This is a genomic window from Vibrio sabulosilitoris (genome assembly GCF_055391395.1).
Genome location: NZ_AP029599.1, coordinates 2,019,342 through 2,035,951, shown reverse-complemented (window position 1 = coordinate 2,035,951; position 16,610 = coordinate 2,019,342). Strand labels below are relative to the sequence as shown.

Below are 16,610 nucleotides of genomic sequence, written 5' to 3'. Positions count from 1 at the left end.
CCTACCAATACACGTGCAAGTGCGTATTGCAGGAAAAAAGGACTTACTTAATGGCTACAAGTATTCTCCCCGCCACCTACCAACAGCTAGAGCAAAGACTAGCAAAGCACATTGATGCCGACCGCATCATCACCCAACAAGCTCAATGCCTCGCCTACGGCACCGATGCCAGCTTTTACCGTCTAGTCCCAAAAATCGTCCTACGCCTTTGTGACCTCTCAGAAGTTGTGTTCACTATCCAATGCTGTCGCGAGCTTGGCATTCACTTTACGTTTCGTGCGGCCGGCACCAGTTTATCGGGTCAAGCGGTGTCAGATTCTGTTTTGATCACCCTCAGCGATGATTGGCGGGGTCATCAGATATTAGACCAAGGCAATAAAATCACTCTACAGCCTGGCGTCATTGGCGCCGATGCTAACAAATATCTTGCCCCTTATCAGCGCAAGATCGGGCCAGACCCTGCCTCGATCAACACCTGTAAAATTGGAGGTATAGCGGCCAATAATGCTAGCGGTATGTGTTGTGGCACCGCGCAAAACTCCTATCGCACAGTGGACAGTATGAAGATCGTTTTCAGTGATGGTACTCTGCTCGATACTGCCAGCCAGGAGAGTATCGACACCTTTCGGCGCCAACGGCCTGAGCTTCTCGAAGGAATTCAATCCTTGTGCAAACAAACCCGTGCCAACAAAACCCTAACCGAGCGCATACGCCACAAGTACCGGCTCAAGAACACCACCGGCTATGCACTCAATGCCTTGGTTGATTACCAAGACCCTATTGAAGTAATCGAGCATCTGATGATTGGCTCTGAGGGAACGCTGGGCTTTATTGCTGAAATCACCTACAACACAGTGGTTGAATATCAATATAAGGCATCTGCGCTGCTGGTCTTTGGGGATATCGAAGAGGCCAGCCGTGCCGTCAGCACCTTATCCTACACCCCTGTCGCGGCAGTAGAATTAATGGATGGCCGTGCAATGTACTCGGTGGCGGATAAGCCTGGTATGCCAAGCTTTATCGAGCAGCTTGATTTAGAGGCTGCTGCGCTATTGATTGAGACACACGCGAGCACCCAAGCTGACGTAGAGAATCAGTGCCAGCAAATCATCCAATCACTGACCGAATATACCATCATCAAATCAATACCTTTTACTACTCAACCAGAGACAATTGCCACACTATGGGGGATCCGCAAGGGTATGTTCCCTGCGGTGGGCGCGGTTCGCCAAGTTGGCACCACGGTAATTATTGAGGATGTTGCCTTCCCGGTTGATAATTTGGCTAATGGAGTGCGCGATCTACAGGCTCTGTTCGACAAATATCACTACCATGAAGCGATTATTTTTGGACATGCACTTGAGGGCAACCTGCACTTTGTCTTTACCCAAGGCTTTGAGTCTGCAAATGAGATCCAGCGCTACGGGGACTTTATGGATGATGTTGCACAACTGGTTGCGGTGAAATATCAAGGCTCACTCAAAGCTGAGCACGGCACTGGGCGCAACATGGCACCGTATGTCGAACTGGAGTGGGGTAAAAGCGGTTACGCATTGATGCAAAAAATCAAGGCGCTGTTTGATCCACAAGGACTGCTCAACCCTGGTGTGATCATCAATGACAGTCCTAGCGCTCACATCGACAATCTAAAACCTATGCCCGCCGCAGATACGCTTATCGACCGCTGCATCGAGTGTGGATTTTGTGAGCCAGTGTGTCCATCACGCAGCCTTACCCTTACCCCGCGTCAACGTATTGTTCTGTATCGGGAGTTGCAGCGCCAGCGTGCAAACGGTGAGACGCCTGATACCAGTGAGCTTGGTCAAGTGTTTGAGTATCAGGGCCTAGATACCTGCGCCGCAACCGGTTTATGTGCCGAGCGTTGCCCGGTCGGGATTAACACTGGTGATTTGGTTAAAAACCTGCGTAGTTCGAGATACACAAAGTTTACTCCCATTGCCCGTTGGACAGCGGATCACTTTACCGCCACCACCGCGATCGCTCGCACAGGTCTCAAGTCTAACCAACTCGCGGTTAAGGTATTGGGCGAAAACGTACTGCAAACACTCTCTGACAGCGCGCGTAAACTAACCCGAGGAGCCACACCTCAGTGGCTGGCGGAGATCCCACAGGCCAATAACTTCAACATTGAGAAATGGGTAAGTAATCAACCCACACAAACGAAAAAGGTGGTTTATCTTCCCTCTTGCGCAAGCCGCAATATGGGTCAACAAAGCAATGCTCAAGACCAAAGGTCGCTCACCGAAGTGACATTATCACTGCTCAATAAAGCCGGTTATCAGATTATTATTCCAAACAGCCTCAATGAGCTATGCTGTGGCATGCCCTATGAGAGCAAAGGAATGTCAGAAATCGCTGAACAAAAATCACAGCAACTCGAACAGGCCTTGTGGCAGGCGACCGAGCAAGGCCTCTACCCAACCCTGATCGATACCAGCCCATGCACTAAAATCAGCATCGAGAAATTTACTCTACCTTTGACTATCCATGAGCCAACAGGCTTCATTAACCAGTTTGTACTCGAGCACCTGGAGATAACGCCCGTTGACGAGACGGTCATGCTGCATATCACCTGTAGCAGCCAGAGAATGGGGATTGACAAAGATATGCTCCAACTTGCCAAGCGATGTGCCAGCAAAGTGATCGTACCTGAACATATTCAATGTTGTGGCTGGGCGGGAGACAAGGGTTTTACCACCCCCGAGCTCAATGCCGCTGCCGTTCAATCACTTAAGGCACAAGTCCCTAACGACTGCAAGCGAGGGTTCAGTAATAGTCGTACCTGTGAAATAGGACTGTCCCACCACAGTGGCGTCCCTTATCAATCCATCTTGTATTTGGTCGACGAGGTATCAAAACCCGTGCGCTGAACCGTCAACTTACAAGGCTGTGATATCATCGTTGTCGTACCACAAAATCAACTGTAAAGTTGCCTGATGCACAAACAATAACCCAGAAACGACTCGCATCTTGGAACGAAGTGAACCCGCCTCCTAAAGCACTCGCCCCTAGTCCGAGCGTGCCCATTGCAACAAATTAAGCGGATAAGTTTTATCGAAATCCACCGCATAGGCACGGAAAAGATCGACAATCGGGGCCTTGGCGACGTGCGCTATATCCACTGCTAAATTTACGCTCCACTGGTCTTGGTTTTCGCGGTTAACAAATGACATGACCTTAACCAATGTCCCTTGCTCTATCCAAGACTTGGCCAAGTCACTGGGCAGATAGGCAACCCCAAGCCCTTGTGTGGCAAAAGTGACAAGACTGTTCATTGACTCAACCTCAATATGACGTTGGCAATACTGCAACTCTTGCAGGTGGGTCTCATTGATATTGGCTGGCGTCATTAACGTCGTGGTCGCAAGCTTGCTATGCAGCATTAACTGATCCACCTCGAAGAACTTTGGATTAGCGACCCACTCTCCTTGTATCGAACCAAGTTTGATTTGAATAGCATTGTCAATTTCGGCGGATTGGAATACACCAATCGCAACATCAATCTCACCCTGAGTCAGAAGATTGATCAACTCGCCTGAGCCTCGCTGGATAATGTTTGCGTGCATGCCATTATGCAAAACAAGGAAATCATAAACCCCGTTCATAAACGCCCCAAACTGCAGTGTTGGGTCGATACCAATCACAACATCACTCATGACCGCTTTATCAATATTGGTAGTTTTGAATACAAAATCGTTATAGACACCTAGCATTTCTCGCGCATGGCATAGAAGCTGCTTACCACTGAGGGTTAACAACGGGTATTTATTCGAGCGATCAAACAGCGTGGTATTTAAATCAATTTCTAGATTGAGTATGGCCGTACTAACCGCCGCTTGTGAGCAGCCAATTTTCTTCGCAGCAGCACTAAATGATTTACTTTCTGCCGCAGTGACAAATGTATTTATAGACTCTATACTCAACATAAATCACCCTCAATTTCCCAGCCTTAATCTGGCTATCAACCATATCGTAACTAACCAATCCACTGCAATAGAATCTATAATCTATCAATGCCTACTTCAAGTATAAATAAATTTTATAGGTTCCTATTTTGATTCACCCTTCAGATTGGTCAACAATTCATTGGTTGTTAGTTTTAGTGTTCACAAAATCAGTAAGCGAATATTTTCAACGTCAGATAATTACTAATTTGTAATTATTTAAGCTTCAATTAACTCAATAACAACCATAGTTTGTATAACAGAGAATAATTATGCTTAAAAAAACCAATATAATCATGGCTATCTCAGCGCTTTCTCTACTTAGCGCAACAGTCATCGCTGGTGACTATAGCGAAGCTCAAGTCAACCTTAAGGGTGAAATCGTCAGCGCTGCCTGTGGCCTTTCAATTGATAATATGGATCAAACCTTACAACTTGGTCAGTATCCTGCGCACCTAATTACTTCTATGGGTAATCGCGCTGCGCTTGACAAGCCAGAGCTATTTGATGGTACAGAGTGTATTGGGGTTCGTACCCTACACGGGGGCAAACCTATCGATAATGGAACGACAACCGACAGCGTAAGTCCAGTAAATGGCACTAATATTGTGTACTTCTCGGCTGCGTATGAATCGACTTCTGAAACAGTAAAAGCGGGTAGTGCTGAGTCTCGGGCTCTACTACGTGTCGAATACCTATAACTCTCTATATAAATTGAACGCTAAAAGGATGATAGAAGACACTGATAAATTACTATCTAGCACTATGAGATGTATTAGGTATAAAGCTCACAGCTTCTAGTTTACACACTGTCAGTTAAGTACTTATCTAAGGATGTAACGTGCTATTGATTATTCTAATATTAGCATTGCCAATTTCACATCATATATCTTGTGATGGATTCAATAGCTATTTCATTAACTCAAACATGTCTATCGGTCTTGAGACGGCGCGCAACCCTAATTTCGTCAAAGATGAGAATTGCAATTTCGACATCTTTAACCAAACGTCTTTGTCTGCTGATAAATTACATATAAGAGACTCTGAAGTTTTCCTCACACAGGAATCACAGGATTTCATACCAATAAACTGTGACGCTTATGCGATGTATCACAATACGATAATTTCCGGAGATGACTGCTACAACTTTACTGACATACCGTTTAACAAATTAGAGACAAATATCAATGAGGGTCGAGTAGATATCTTCGTCCCTAGACAACACCTTGCTCGCTCCAGTCGCATCAAAGAGGTTGCTCTCACCGTTGCAAACGGTCTCTCCATCCAGTGTTATCAACAGGGGCAGCAACTTATCAATGACACCTCTTTTCACGTAACTGTCCTGTCAATTATGCAAAATGACGGCGAGTTGGCAGAAGGTTTTCAGCCGGCGATGCTCGAGCCGTACTCACTGATTGAGGTTCAACTTACGCAAGACAAAAGCTATCAAATTGCATTTATCAACAACTACGGCGAGACAGTCACCACTGATAGTGTATCGCACGGTATCAACCAACCTTTACAGATCAATCTTACCAATACCGAGTACGCCAGTGGCGACTGTCCGAGTGTCAAAGTTCGCGGTGTTTTTCAGAACATTCGCGACCACACCAACAACGAATATGTACCACTTTACAATCGCTGTGGAGAGCGAATCGAGGGCATTGGCATCAAACTAAACGACGATCAAAGTAATCCGGTTACGCTTAACGAGCCGATTGGCCAAGGCTTTGAAGTCGTTGGTCCAAGAGATGTCCAACGCTATCAAGCAACGCTCTACTCCACCGATTATACCCCCGTCCAACCCGGTCCTTTTGAAGGGCTGTTGGTCTATTCCATTTCTTACTTATAAAGGAAAGATAAATGAAAACACACAATAATTTTCGTCAGTTCGCCCGTTTGTCTTTGGTTGTGCCCAGTCTGGTCTGTGCAACTATGGCTAACGCAGATGAGTTGAGTTCCGACTTCGACTTGTCCGGTTTCTATCTATTTGGTGGCGGTGGACAAGCCGAGATCTCACGCGATCGCTACTTTGATGATAACTCCATCACTGCACTACGTTTTGGTGCTGGTAAGCACTTTGGTGGTGTCTCCGCTGAGCTTGGCTATCGCGGCTACCGAGATGGGGATGACTTTAAAGCCGATGGTGTCGACCTGATCGGTCGAGTGCCTATTGTTCGCTGGCGTGATATTGGATTGAACGCCGGTGCAGGGGCTTATTTTTATCGCTCAACACTTGATTCACCCCTACTCAACTCCAGCGGTGATACCAACTCGGTCAGCCCATTACTCACAGTGGGTGCTGATTACTACGTCAATGAGCACGTGCAGTTTCAGCTTAATTATGAGCAAATATTAGATTTTGACTATCAAAGTCCGACTTACCAACAAAAAGTCAGTAAAAAACTCGATCAGTGGCTACTCTCACTCGTGATTAACTTCCCAGAATCAAAAACAAGCCAGCGATTGATAGAGCCTGCTCAAGTTGAGGCTCAAGTCTTTTCTGCCGAGAAAACGGTCGCTGAGAAAGAGGCACCTAAGCCAGCGCCGACCATTTTCAAAATTGATTTCACCAGTGGCGAGTTCGACTATGACTCTGCGAAATTTAGCCCTCAGATGCTGACCTTGTTCGACGATATCGTCGAAAAACTAGGTCAAATGGATCAGTATCAAATTGAGGTTATCGGCGGTGCAGACTCATACTCTCGTTACGTCGAACATAACCAAGCTCTTGCCCAACAACGCGCTGATCAAGTCACGAGTTATCTAGATAAACTCGGCATTGCGAAGGAGCACATTCAAACGACTTATCAACTGCAAATGCTTGACGAGGAGCAACCTCACGAACCGCAAGCTCGAGTGGTTACGATAAAAATCACCGGAAAGTAACGAAGATAAGTTGATTAGATCATCCCAAACGCGATATTCACGTTGCATATTCACACCCACAAAAAACGACGACCGCCGTGCTCTGAGGCACGACGGTCGTAGATAAATCCATTCTTCGATTACTCAGGCAGGATCACGTTACCATCTTCGATAGGGAAAGAGTTGCCCTCTGGCTTGTTATTTAGACGTACCGTTAGAGGTGTGCCCATCACTTCGTAGGTAACATCATAGCCAACCACTTGGCTCGATGTTGTGTATTCGGTCGTGCACTCTGTTTCGACATGTGTCACCGTATTATTTTGCTGTGCATTCTCTTGGATCTTGCGCCCAGCAACAGCGCCAGCCACCGTACCTGCAGCTGTCGCCACAACTTTACCTTTACCACCACCGACTTGGTTGCCCAGTGCAGCACCTGCTGCCGCACCACCGACCGTACCAAGCAGTTTGTTCTCATCCTTAGGCGCTACCTGCTCTGTGACAACCACATCTTGGCAAACCTCATGAGGTGTACTTACTTGCTCAGTAACTGCTTCTACCAAAGTGATGTTAGCTTCTTTAGGTTCGGCGACTTCAACAACTTGCTCTTCTTGTTTACATGCGCTTAGTACAGTCACGGCAGTCATTGCCAGAACGATAGTCTTGATTTTCATAATAGCCTCGATTGAATCTTTTCGATGCGCGCATTCTAGCAACTGCCCCAAGCCATTCATCATCGCAAGATTAGCGTTTTGTCATCATATGGTTAGGAAAAGACAGGCAGAGATACTTTCAAAAGGCTGAGGCTAGGTTACTCACCTCTAGCCCAAAAAGAAAAGCCCCTCAAATCATTGAGGGGCCACCTAGCCAAGTCCAACGTTATTATTGAGTTTTGAACTTAAAGAACAGCATACTGATAGTTCTCAACTCATTTATTGATCATTATCACATTCGATAGTAAATCTACTTAAGTTCAACGACCAGTCCGATAAATCAAAGCTAATCAAATGACATAAGTTGGGAACTTTTGTCCTTCACCACGTATCTATATCCAGGTACAGATCAATGATTAAGGTTTGTTATGTTTAACGCTATCACTTCTCTGTTTAAACAATTACTCGACGGACAAGATCTCTCACAGACGCCTTTGAGTAACCCCAATCTGGCTATCGCGTGTTTACTCACAGAGGTCGCTGGCGCTGATAACCAAATTGATCCACAAGAGCAGGCCGCCAAGCAGCATCTACTAGGCACGCTACTTGAACTTGCCCCTATTGAGGTCGATGAACTATTGCTACAGGCAGAGAGCGCGGTAAAAAACTCTGCATCATTATATGAGTTTACCAACCAGCTGCGTGAGCTCAGTCAGGCAACAAGATTTGAGCTGATCAAGGCGATGTGGCAAGTCGCTAACGCCGATGGCGAGATAGATCCATTGGAGGACGCGGTGATCCGCAAAACCGCCGAGCTTTTATACGTTGACCACAGCGAGTTTATTCGTGCCAAGTTATCCGTCACACAAGATGACTACAAGCCAAACTAGGTGCTAGGCGTCTCCTAGAGTGAAGTCACGCGAACAATGGCTAAAAAACGCTTAGGGTAACCGCTGTCGTAGAAGTCCGTCTCAGTCACGCCAAAGTGTTTTTTCGATGACGAGCTGTGGACAAAGTGCAGTTCTCCATCAGACACCTCACTGATGATACCCGCGTGCCCAGGTTTGCGCACGCGGCTATCGGTTCCCGTAAAGATGATCAGGTCGCCTTTACGCGCCTGCGACAAATTCACTTTGTTCTTATACAGTGACTCATACTGGGCGGTGGTCCTTGGCACTTCAACCCCAAAATGACGGTAGACGTAGTGTATATAGCCAGAACAATCAAACCCCTTCGGGCTGCTGCCTCCCCACTGGTACTCGGTGCCTATTAGTGAGCGAGCATAAGCAATCATCACTTCTGCTGAAGTTGGACGAGCGTCGGGCTCGGGGTTATTTGATGGCTGCTGGCTATTGGAGGCACAACCACTGACAAACAGTATCAGGCAAAAGATACCCAATGTTCTGATTAACCCCAAGTAGGTATTTTGCCCCTTGAATACCTTCATCGCTGCCCCAGGGTGAGATCGTGAACGTTTTATAATCAAAATAACGATCGATTTGACGATCACATCTACCTGTGATCATATACTCCCTTTTTAGGGAGCATACGATGCACATTGACCACTTCAAAGAACATTTCCAAACGATGACCGACCAACGCCAAGGAGCAAAGGTAACTTACTGCTTGTTTGAAGTTCTTTTTGGCTCGCTATGTGCCGTGATTGCCGGTGCAAAGGGCTGGTTTGATATTCGTGAGTACATTCTCGGACACCACGATTGGTTTAAACGCAATGACCTCTTTTTGAATGGTATTCCTGCCGATGACACGATTGCCCGCATAATATCTACGATAGAGCCCGAGCAATTCCATAAGTGCTTTGTTAGCTGGATATCGTCGATACATACACTCACCGACGGCCAAGTCGTTGCGATAGATGGCAAAACGCTTCGCGGCTCCTACAATCGCGAAGACAGAGCAAGCACTATTCACATGATCAGCGCCTATGCCTCATCAAATAAGCTCGTATTGGGACAGCTAAAAACCGAGCAAAAAAGCAATGAAATAACGGCAATCCCAGAGCTGATAAAGATGCTCGATATCAAGGGGGCTCTCGTCACCATTGATGCAATGGCCTGTCAAACCAAGATAGCCAAAGTCATTGTAGAACAAGGAGGCGACTACTTGCTTGCAGTGAAGTGTAACCAAGGAAAACTTCGACAAGCGATAGAAAAAGCGTTCTCCACTGAGCGAGCAAATGTGGCAGAAGACATTGTGCTTGAAGACGGGCATGGGCGTATAGAGTCTCGCCAATGCTATGTATTTGACAGTGCCAAACTTGAAGGTAACTTCTCTCGTTGGAAAGGCTTGAAGAGCATTGTTATGGTTGAAAACTTCCGCTTTGAGAAAGGAAAAGCAATAGGCCTAGAGTATCGTTACTACATCAGCTCCAAAGAGCTTAGCGCCGAGCAAGCAGCGACAGCAGTCAGAGAACATTGGGGTATAGAGTCAATGCATTGGGTGCTTGATGTGAGTATGAATGAAGACGCGTGTCAGATATACAAAGAGAACGGCGCAGAGAATCTGTCTTGCTTACGCCATATGAGCTTGAATATGCTCCGTGCAGAGCCAACCAAGTTGAGCATTGTTGGGAAACAAAAGCGATGCATGATGAATACAGCCATGCTAGAGGCGGTATTAAGTGCTGGTTTTAATCTGGCGGTGAAAAACTAGACACTCATGCGGTCGCCCTGATCGCTGCCCCCTGTCGAAAATCCACTAAGCTTCTAATTTAACACAGTCACTAAGTGACTTAGCTTATTAAAAGCGTAGCCGCAGATTGCTCACACACCAATTGCCAATGAAAGATTTCAACCTATATTAGGGTCTTTCGAGATAGGTCTTTAAATGAATACACCGAGCAAACATTAGATGGGGTACAGGAGGGTTTACGATGGGTGGTGCACTACTAAGCAGTCTTGAGTTTTTGTCTAGCCTGTTGCTGTTCGTGATTGGTGTTGGCCTACTGGCACTTGTGGTCATGTACTTTATCGACAAACGTCAAACCAAGCACACAATACGACGCAATTACCCCGTGATTGGCCGCTTCCGTTATTTCTTTGAAAAACAAGGTGAGTTTTTCCGCCAATATTTTTTTGCCATGGATCGCGAAGAGATGCCTTTTAATCGCGCTGAGCGCAGTTGGGTTTATAAGGCTGCCAAGGATGTTGATCGAACCATCGCTTTTGGCTCTACCCGCAATCTAGAGCAGAGCGGCACCGTGATGTTTCTCAATTGCCCGTTTCCCACCCTGGCGGAGGATGCCGTTGACCCTGAGGAGCAAGTGATTGGTCAAGGGTGTCGCGTACCTTATGCGACGAAATCGCTGTTTAACATTTCAGGTATGAGCTATGGCGCGATTTCCAAGCCCGCGGTATTGGCCCTCTCCCATGGCGCAAAAATCGCGGGATGCTGGATGAATACCGGTGAGGGTGGCTTGAGCCCCTATCACCTTGAGGGAGGCGCGGACATTGTATTTCAAATCGGCACCGCAAAATACGGCGTACGCGATGGCGATGGTATGCTTGACGACGATAAGTTGCGTGAGATCGCCGCACACGATCAGGTAAAAATGTTTGAAATTAAGATGAGCCAAGGCGCCAAGCCCGGTAAAGGCGGAATGTTGCCTGGGCGTAAGGTCACCGCCGAGATTGCTAAAATCCGTGGCATCCCAGAGGGGAGTGACTCGATTAGCCCCAATGGGCACCGGGAAATACGCTCAGTGGGCGATCTGCTGGATATGATTGCACGGGTCAGAGAGGTCACGGGTAAGCCGGTTGGGTTTAAATGTGTGATTGGCTCATCAAGCTGGATTGCCGATCTGTTTGCTGAAATCAATCTTCGCGGCAATGATAGCGCGCCAGATTTTGTCACCATCGACAGCTGCGATGGGGGCACTGGTGCGGCGCCCCAACCTCTGATGGACTACATGGGGTTGCCGCTCAAAGAGAGCCTACCTTTAGTCGCTTCATTGCGAGAGCAATTTGGCCTTGGTGAGCGAATTAAACTGATTGCGTCAGGCAAGTTGATCACACCCTCTAAGGTCGCTTGGGCATTGGCGCTAGGCGCTGACTTTATCACCTCTGCCCGTGGGCATATGTTCGCCCTTGGCTGCATTCAGGCTTTGCAATGCAACAAGGATACCTGTCCGACCGGGATCACCACCCATAACCCTCGTTTGCAAGAGGGGCTTAACGTCGAAGACAAAAAGCAGCGCGTTGCCAACTATAATAAGTACATTCATTACGGCCTAGGGGTGATAGCCCACTCTTGTGGCGTGAGTGATATCCGCCAGATCACCAAACAGCACGTGCGGATTGTCAAAGACAATGGATTATCGGTTTCACTTGATGAAATGTACTCACACTTACGTGAGATGCGCTGAGTGATTCGCAAACAAGCTAAGTGACTATTGGACAAAGACTGACTTGAACCCCAGTCATTATTCAAGTCCAAAGGCAGTCTGAGATAAGCAAAACTGGCAAAGGAGAGCAGATATGCAACGCCGACATTTTATCCTCATCCCCTCAGTTGCCTTGGTCTGGCCCTTTACCCTTGGAGCGGCACGCGCGGCTACCCCCAGTCAGGCTGAGGGGCCTTTCTACCCTGTAGTGGACATTCCCCTTAAATCTAACCTCATTCGTGACAAGCAACACATTCTTGGACAAGTGCTCGAGCTATCCGGTGACGTGCTCGGTAGCCACGGCCAACCCATGTCAGGGATTCGCATTGAGATCTGGCAATGTGATGCGCAGGGGCTTTACCAACACCCGCGCCAGTCCAATGTCGCGCGCTTCGATTCCGCCTTCCGGGGCTTTGGCGCTTTACTAACCGATTCTAACGGGCAGTTTCGCTTCACCACTATCTATCCCGTTCCATATAATCGCCGCCCGCCCCACATCCATGTCAAGCTCTGGCAAGATACCACAGAGCTTCTCACTACCCAGCTGTATCTTAAAGGTAACACGGGCAATGAATGGTGGGGAGGCTCTGAGCGATCGCAGTTACAAATCGCGCCGGTCGAGAGACCCGACGGTCATCTCGACGCTCGATTTAGCTTTGTGGTTGCTACCTAGCTTTGGCATTGCCTTAATCCAGTGGCTGCACGCCTGCGTAGCGAACCCCGGACAGGTAAGCCATATCACGATGCCAAGTCGCGAGGTCGTGGTGATTAAACTGACTAAGGTGGGTATGACCACAAGCTCTAGCCATCACTTGCATCAGCTCGACCGAGGCATTAAAGAAGTTCGCCAGTTGCTGTGAAGATTTTTCGACATTTAGTCTTTGACGCAAATCGGCTTTTTGCGTTGCGATGCCTGCTGGGCAGTTATTGGTATTACACATTCGCGCCGCCACACAGCCTATCGATTGCATCGCGCTGTTAGAAATGGCAACACCATCTGCGCCGAGTGCCATGGCCTTAATAAAGTCAGTCGGTACACGCAGACCTCCAGTTATGATCAGTGTCACCTCGCCGCTTACACCTTGCTTATCGAGATAAGCACGCGCCCGAGCCAGTGCTGGTATGGTTGGTACACTAATGTGATCGCGAAACATCACCGGCGCTGCCCCCGTACCGCCACCACGCCCATCTAAGATGATGTAATCGGCGCTCGCATCCAAAGCGAACTGAATGTCCTCTTCAATGTGGTTGGCACTGAGTTTAAAACCAATTGGGATCCCGCCAGTCACTTCACGGACGCGATCGGCGAAGGTACGAAAGTCTTTTGCACTGTGCAAGTCTTTGAATGTCGGCGGTGAAATGGCTGCAGTGCCCTCAGCAATACCTCTCACCTCGGCAATTTTACCAATATTTTTATTGCCTGGTAAATGACCACCTGTTCCGGTTTTCGCCCCCTGCCCACCTTTGAAATGGAAGGCTTGCACTTGCTTGAGCTTACTCTCCTGATAGCCAAAACCGGCACTGGCCAGCTCATAAAAATAGCGCGAGTTTGCCGCTTGCTCTTCGGGGAGCATTCCACCCTCCCCTGAGCAGATCCCGGTCCCTGCAAGCTCTGCCCCCTTAGCTAGGGCGGTCTTGGCTTCCTCAGAGAGCGCACCAAAACTCATATCAGACACCAGCAAGGGTATATCAAGCTTAAGTGGTTTCTTGGCTTTAGGGCCAATGATCAGCTCAGTCGCCACTGATACCTCTTCTTGTAATGGCTGCTTTGCCATTTGCGCTACCATGATCTGCAGATCGTCCCATTGTGGCAGTAGGTGTCGCGGCACCCCCATTGATGTCATGGGACCATGATGACCCAGTTTAGAAAGCCCTTCTCTTGCCAGTTGATGGATAAACTCAACCGTTGGCTCCTCAACGGTTGCAGTCGACGTCGGCGCTTGGTCAAGCGCAGATTGAATTTGCACGCCCGGGCCCTCGCTACCCACCTGTTGGTCAGAAAACTGCTTATGTGAGCCATCACAGAAAGGAGAGTTCAAGGTGTGCTTACAACGACATAAATACGCATCCCCGCTTTCTTCAGCAATGCAGCGCTGCGGCTTAAACTCGCTCCCTGCATGGGAGCCATCACAAAAAGGCTGGTTTTTAGAACGGCCACAAGTACAAAAGTAATACTCCTGATCTTTGGTCAACTCGACTTTAATCGGTTTATTGTCGGCTATCACTGGCTTGCTCATCGCTTCCTCCCTTTAGGGCATCAATTCTCTTTAAAGAGTAGGAAAGGAATCCTTGCTTGTCGTCGCCATGTCATTGAAAGGCATTGAACTATGCACACTTGTGCCCTGCCCCCCTATTAAGCTGAGAAATCTGTGGTTTCACGAAGTGTACTGGAGAATGAGCCTTGTTCTTAACGCTGATATAAGCGCTGTCATTTAGAGCCGAGTCATGTGGGGAAGATGACAAAAGCCAAACCTGAATACTCGCTATTTGAGTATATTGAAGATTGAGTGAGGCCAATATGGCCTCACTGTACTAATCGATTAATTTACAGGGAAAATATTAATTTCTACACGACGGTTACAGCGACGACCTTGCTCAGTGCTGTTATCACAGACAGGACTTGTCTCACCCATTCCTTGAGTATTTAGTCGTGTTGAAGCAACCTTTTGCGCCCCTAGATAGGCACGGACGGAGTCTGCACGCTGCTGAGAGAGTTGTTGGTTATAGCTTGCGCTACCTGTGCTGTCGGTATGACCTTCAATCAGCAAAACGGTATCCGGATACTCGACGAGGATACGCGCGACCCCATTTAAGCTGTTGTAGATCGTAGGATCAAGCGCGTAAGAGTTGGTCTCAAAACCAATGCCATTTTCCATCACTAACACCAGTTGATCCTCGCCAACACGCTTGACTTGAACACCCGAGTTAACTAGCTCCTGACGCAGGGCCGCCTCTTGTTTGTCAAAGTAGTTGCCTACACCCGCACCCACAGCACCACCGGCGGCAGCGCCAATCAGGGCACGCTTACGACGCTCTTTTGAACTATCGCCTGTGATCATACCAATCACAGCACCGGAGGTTGCACCAATGATCGCGCCTTTCGTCGTTGAGTTGGTTTCCATCTCACCAGTGGTGGCATTTTGACGTTGTGTCGCTTGACAACCAACTAACATGAGCGCTGCTATCCCTAGGGTCATTGTTTTTTTCATTCAATCCTCACTGCGTAATACTTATAAATTTGAAAATGATTGTGACACTTGGCGTTCATAAAACCTGTTGTCTATGTCTCACAATCCTTGCTTATAAATTAGCTCAACAACTTAGATTGTTGTTAGATGTTGGTAAAAAAACGCCGTTGATTTGACTTAGTCGAGGAAATTTAACACGATTTTAGCCGCCTTGAGCGGCGAAAATGTCGCGTCAGCCTTGAGGATGAGACACAACTGAATTAAAACTTGCGATATCTTCAACGACCTCTATCTGATCACGCGCTCTTTACTTAATCGACTATAGTCTAGGCAATTATCTTGACGCAAGAGAAGCACTTATGCGAACCACAACCAAGCTCACTCAGTCTCTCTTAACAATCTCCCCATTTGCCTTAAGTAGCAACGTGGCGGCTAACGTGATCGAGGTCGTCACTTTCTATCTACAGGAGGATGTCAATTTTGATGAATTTCGCCCATTGGACAAAACGGTAGAAACCGACCACCTCGCCAATCAGCCAGGTTTTTTGGCGCGAGAAACGGCTATCGCAAATGATGGCCAATGGTTGATCATCGTTTATTGGGAATCGCTAGACGATGCCGAAGCATCGGCACTAAGTTTTATGGACGCCGCATCGGCAGAGCCTTTTCTAGAGCATATTGATACCGATAGCATGACAATTAAATACTACTCTAAATAACAGCGAGTCGGTTAGCCTACCTGCTAATTTTACGGTTTGTCATTCCATTACCTTAACTGCACACCCTGTTGTTGCTTAGAGTTAAACATGACTACGATCATATTTTTGTGAGCAAGTTTCAATATAGAATTGATATAAGTAACAAAGATTTAAGATGACGTTGGCAACAGGGAACAGCGTGGCATGATTACAGTAGAGATGATTAACTCAGCAATCACCAAGGTTGAGCGGGTTAACGATATAGAGCTGAATACACTCAAGGATATGATCAGTGATCGACCTGAGGTCTTGGTGGCGACACTTAACGCAATGGTCAAGGTTGACTCGATTGACGATAGGTATGCACAAATCGCCCACCAAGCACCACAACTGCTTGACCACGCTTATCACCTACTTGAAGCATCCATTATTTTGCAGTAGTTATTTTTCAGCGCTAAGTGACATAGTCGGCAGAGAGTGGGCTATCAGCTATGTAACTTTTGTCAGTACTGAATTTTTCCCGTCCGCTAGATTAGGTTGGCGAACTCATCCGCAAACGCCTCAAACCGACGAGCAGGACGACCGAGCACAGCCTCAACATCATTAGTCACGTAAGCATAATGTCCTTGTGCGAACCAATCTAAGATTTCACCCAACTGCTCGGCTAACCAGTCATCCACACCTGCGGCTTTCATACCATCAATCGCAGTCTGTCTGCTCACGGCGATATATTCAATCGGTTTACCCATTGCCTGTGAAAGAATGCTTATTTTGCCAATTAGTTTACTCAAGCCCTCACTGCAAGATGGTCGACTGATACCTCTATTGTCCGATTGGAA

Annotated in this window: 16 protein-coding genes; 10 read left to right on the top strand and 6 right to left on the bottom strand. The window is 47.5% G+C overall.

Annotation, left to right across the window (positions count from 1 at the left end):
- Window positions 1-50 precede the first annotated feature (50 nt).
- Complete coding sequence (locus ACZ5R2_RS09615; RefSeq protein ID WP_464902041.1) at window positions 51-2,891, top strand: FAD-binding and (Fe-S)-binding domain-containing protein; 2,841 nt, start codon at window positions 51-53, stop codon at window positions 2,889-2,891.
- A gap of 138 nt (window positions 2,892-3,029) precedes the next feature.
- Here ACZ5R2_RS09615 and ACZ5R2_RS09610 read toward each other — a convergent pair whose 3' ends face one another.
- Window positions 3,030-3,947: a LysR family transcriptional regulator gene (locus ACZ5R2_RS09610; RefSeq protein ID WP_464902040.1), complete on the bottom strand. Its 918-nt coding sequence runs from the start codon at window positions 3,945-3,947 to the stop codon at window positions 3,030-3,032.
- A 290-nt stretch (window positions 3,948-4,237) separates the two neighbouring features.
- Here ACZ5R2_RS09610 and ACZ5R2_RS09605 point away from each other — a divergent pair, with 290 nt between their 5' ends.
- The 3 genes from ACZ5R2_RS09605 (at window position 4,238) to ACZ5R2_RS09595 (ending at window position 6,854) form a co-directional block, all read left to right on the top strand.
- Window positions 4,238-4,666: a fimbrial protein gene (locus tag ACZ5R2_RS09605; RefSeq protein WP_464902039.1), complete on the top strand. Its 429-nt coding sequence runs from the start codon at window positions 4,238-4,240 to the stop codon at window positions 4,664-4,666.
- 404 nt (window positions 4,667-5,070) lie between these two features.
- A complete protein-coding gene (locus ACZ5R2_RS09600) occupies window positions 5,071-5,817 on the top strand; it encodes a fimbrial biogenesis chaperone (protein WP_464902038.1) in 747 nt (248 codons plus the stop codon).
- Between the two features lie 11 nt (window positions 5,818-5,828).
- Complete coding sequence (locus ACZ5R2_RS09595; protein ID WP_464902037.1) at window positions 5,829-6,854, top strand: OmpA family protein; 1,026 nt, start codon at window positions 5,829-5,831, stop codon at window positions 6,852-6,854.
- Between the two features lie 119 nt (window positions 6,855-6,973).
- Here the strand turns inward: ACZ5R2_RS09595 and ACZ5R2_RS09590 are convergent, their stop codons facing one another.
- Window positions 6,974-7,504 carry a glycine zipper 2TM domain-containing protein gene (locus tag ACZ5R2_RS09590; RefSeq protein WP_464902036.1) on the bottom strand — a complete coding sequence of 177 codons (531 nt, stop codon included), beginning with the start codon at window positions 7,502-7,504 and terminating at the stop codon, window positions 6,974-6,976.
- A 407-nt stretch (window positions 7,505-7,911) separates the two neighbouring features.
- Here ACZ5R2_RS09590 and ACZ5R2_RS09585 point away from each other — a divergent pair, with 407 nt between their 5' ends.
- Window positions 7,912-8,373 carry a tellurite resistance TerB family protein gene (locus ACZ5R2_RS09585; RefSeq protein WP_464902035.1) on the top strand — a complete coding sequence of 154 codons (462 nt, stop codon included), beginning with the start codon at window positions 7,912-7,914 and terminating at the stop codon, window positions 8,371-8,373.
- Between the two features lie 14 nt (window positions 8,374-8,387).
- On the opposite strand, the gene ACZ5R2_RS09580 is transcribed toward ACZ5R2_RS09585, so the two are convergent.
- On the bottom strand, window positions 8,388-8,930 hold the full coding sequence (locus ACZ5R2_RS09580) for a C40 family peptidase (RefSeq protein WP_464919408.1): 543 nt from the start codon (window positions 8,928-8,930) through the stop codon (window positions 8,388-8,390).
- A 104-nt stretch (window positions 8,931-9,034) separates the two neighbouring features.
- Here ACZ5R2_RS09580 and ACZ5R2_RS09575 point away from each other — a divergent pair, with 104 nt between their 5' ends.
- The 3 genes from ACZ5R2_RS09575 to ACZ5R2_RS09565 all read left to right on the top strand — a co-directional run bounded on the left by ACZ5R2_RS09575 (window position 9,035) and on the right by ACZ5R2_RS09565 (window position 12,558).
- Complete coding sequence (locus ACZ5R2_RS09575) at window positions 9,035-10,156, top strand: ISAs1 family transposase (protein WP_464899841.1); 1,122 nt, start codon at window positions 9,035-9,037, stop codon at window positions 10,154-10,156.
- A gap of 220 nt (window positions 10,157-10,376) precedes the next feature.
- Window positions 10,377-11,867 (top strand): FMN-binding glutamate synthase family protein, encoded by a 1,491-nt coding sequence (locus ACZ5R2_RS09570; protein WP_464902033.1) that lies wholly within the window; start codon window positions 10,377-10,379, stop codon window positions 11,865-11,867.
- Window positions 11,868-11,979: 112 nt separating this feature from the next.
- Window positions 11,980-12,558, top strand: coding sequence for a dioxygenase family protein (locus tag ACZ5R2_RS09565; RefSeq protein ID WP_464902032.1), 579 nt, complete (start codon window positions 11,980-11,982; stop codon window positions 12,556-12,558).
- Window positions 12,559-12,571: 13 nt separating this feature from the next.
- Here the strand turns inward: ACZ5R2_RS09565 and ACZ5R2_RS09560 are convergent, their stop codons facing one another.
- Window positions 12,572-14,122: a glutamate synthase-related protein gene (locus ACZ5R2_RS09560; RefSeq protein ID WP_464902031.1), complete on the bottom strand. Its 1,551-nt coding sequence runs from the start codon at window positions 14,120-14,122 to the stop codon at window positions 12,572-12,574.
- Between the two features lie 303 nt (window positions 14,123-14,425).
- On the bottom strand, window positions 14,426-15,094 hold the full coding sequence (locus tag ACZ5R2_RS09555) for a YiaD family glycine zipper/OmpA-like lipoprotein (RefSeq protein WP_464902030.1): 669 nt from the start codon (window positions 15,092-15,094) through the stop codon (window positions 14,426-14,428).
- A 338-nt stretch (window positions 15,095-15,432) separates the two neighbouring features.
- On the opposite strand from ACZ5R2_RS09555, the gene ACZ5R2_RS09550 reads away from it, so the two are divergent.
- Window positions 15,433-15,792, top strand: a complete 360-nt coding sequence (locus tag ACZ5R2_RS09550) for an antibiotic biosynthesis monooxygenase family protein (RefSeq protein WP_464902029.1) — start codon at window positions 15,433-15,435, stop codon at window positions 15,790-15,792.
- 183 nt (window positions 15,793-15,975) lie between these two features.
- Window positions 15,976-16,212: a hypothetical protein gene (locus tag ACZ5R2_RS09545; RefSeq protein ID WP_464902028.1), complete on the top strand. Its 237-nt coding sequence runs from the start codon at window positions 15,976-15,978 to the stop codon at window positions 16,210-16,212.
- Between the two features lie 86 nt (window positions 16,213-16,298).
- Here the strand turns inward: ACZ5R2_RS09545 and ACZ5R2_RS09540 are convergent, their stop codons facing one another.
- Window positions 16,299-16,562 carry a hypothetical protein gene (locus ACZ5R2_RS09540; protein WP_464902027.1) on the bottom strand — a complete coding sequence of 88 codons (264 nt, stop codon included), beginning with the start codon at window positions 16,560-16,562 and terminating at the stop codon, window positions 16,299-16,301.
- Window positions 16,563-16,610: the final 48 nt, after the last annotated feature.

Coding starts and splice junctions, on each gene's coding strand:
- ACZ5R2_RS09615 (WP_464902041.1), top strand. CDS start 51: ATGGCTACAAGTATTCTCCCCGCCACCTACCAACAGCTAGAGCAAAGA.
- ACZ5R2_RS09610 (WP_464902040.1), bottom strand. CDS start 3,947: ATGTTGAGTATAGAGTCTATAAATACATTTGTCACTGCGGCAGAAAGT.
- ACZ5R2_RS09605 (WP_464902039.1), top strand. CDS start 4,238: ATGCTTAAAAAAACCAATATAATCATGGCTATCTCAGCGCTTTCTCTA.
- ACZ5R2_RS09600 (WP_464902038.1), top strand. CDS start 5,071: ATGTATCACAATACGATAATTTCCGGAGATGACTGCTACAACTTTACT.
- ACZ5R2_RS09595 (WP_464902037.1), top strand. CDS start 5,829: ATGAAAACACACAATAATTTTCGTCAGTTCGCCCGTTTGTCTTTGGTT.
- ACZ5R2_RS09590 (WP_464902036.1), bottom strand. CDS start 7,504: ATGAAAATCAAGACTATCGTTCTGGCAATGACTGCCGTGACTGTACTA.
- ACZ5R2_RS09585 (WP_464902035.1), top strand. CDS start 7,912: ATGTTTAACGCTATCACTTCTCTGTTTAAACAATTACTCGACGGACAA.
- ACZ5R2_RS09580 (WP_464919408.1), bottom strand. CDS start 8,930: ATGAAGGTATTCAAGGGGCAAAATACCTACTTGGGGTTAATCAGAACA.
- ACZ5R2_RS09575 (WP_464899841.1), top strand. CDS start 9,035: ATGCACATTGACCACTTCAAAGAACATTTCCAAACGATGACCGACCAA.
- ACZ5R2_RS09570 (WP_464902033.1), top strand. CDS start 10,377: ATGGGTGGTGCACTACTAAGCAGTCTTGAGTTTTTGTCTAGCCTGTTG.
- ACZ5R2_RS09565 (WP_464902032.1), top strand. CDS start 11,980: ATGCAACGCCGACATTTTATCCTCATCCCCTCAGTTGCCTTGGTCTGG.
- ACZ5R2_RS09560 (WP_464902031.1), bottom strand. CDS start 14,122: ATGAGCAAGCCAGTGATAGCCGACAATAAACCGATTAAAGTCGAGTTG.
- ACZ5R2_RS09555 (WP_464902030.1), bottom strand. CDS start 15,094: ATGAAAAAAACAATGACCCTAGGGATAGCAGCGCTCATGTTAGTTGGT.
- ACZ5R2_RS09550 (WP_464902029.1), top strand. CDS start 15,433: ATGCGAACCACAACCAAGCTCACTCAGTCTCTCTTAACAATCTCCCCA.
- ACZ5R2_RS09545 (WP_464902028.1), top strand. CDS start 15,976: ATGATTACAGTAGAGATGATTAACTCAGCAATCACCAAGGTTGAGCGG.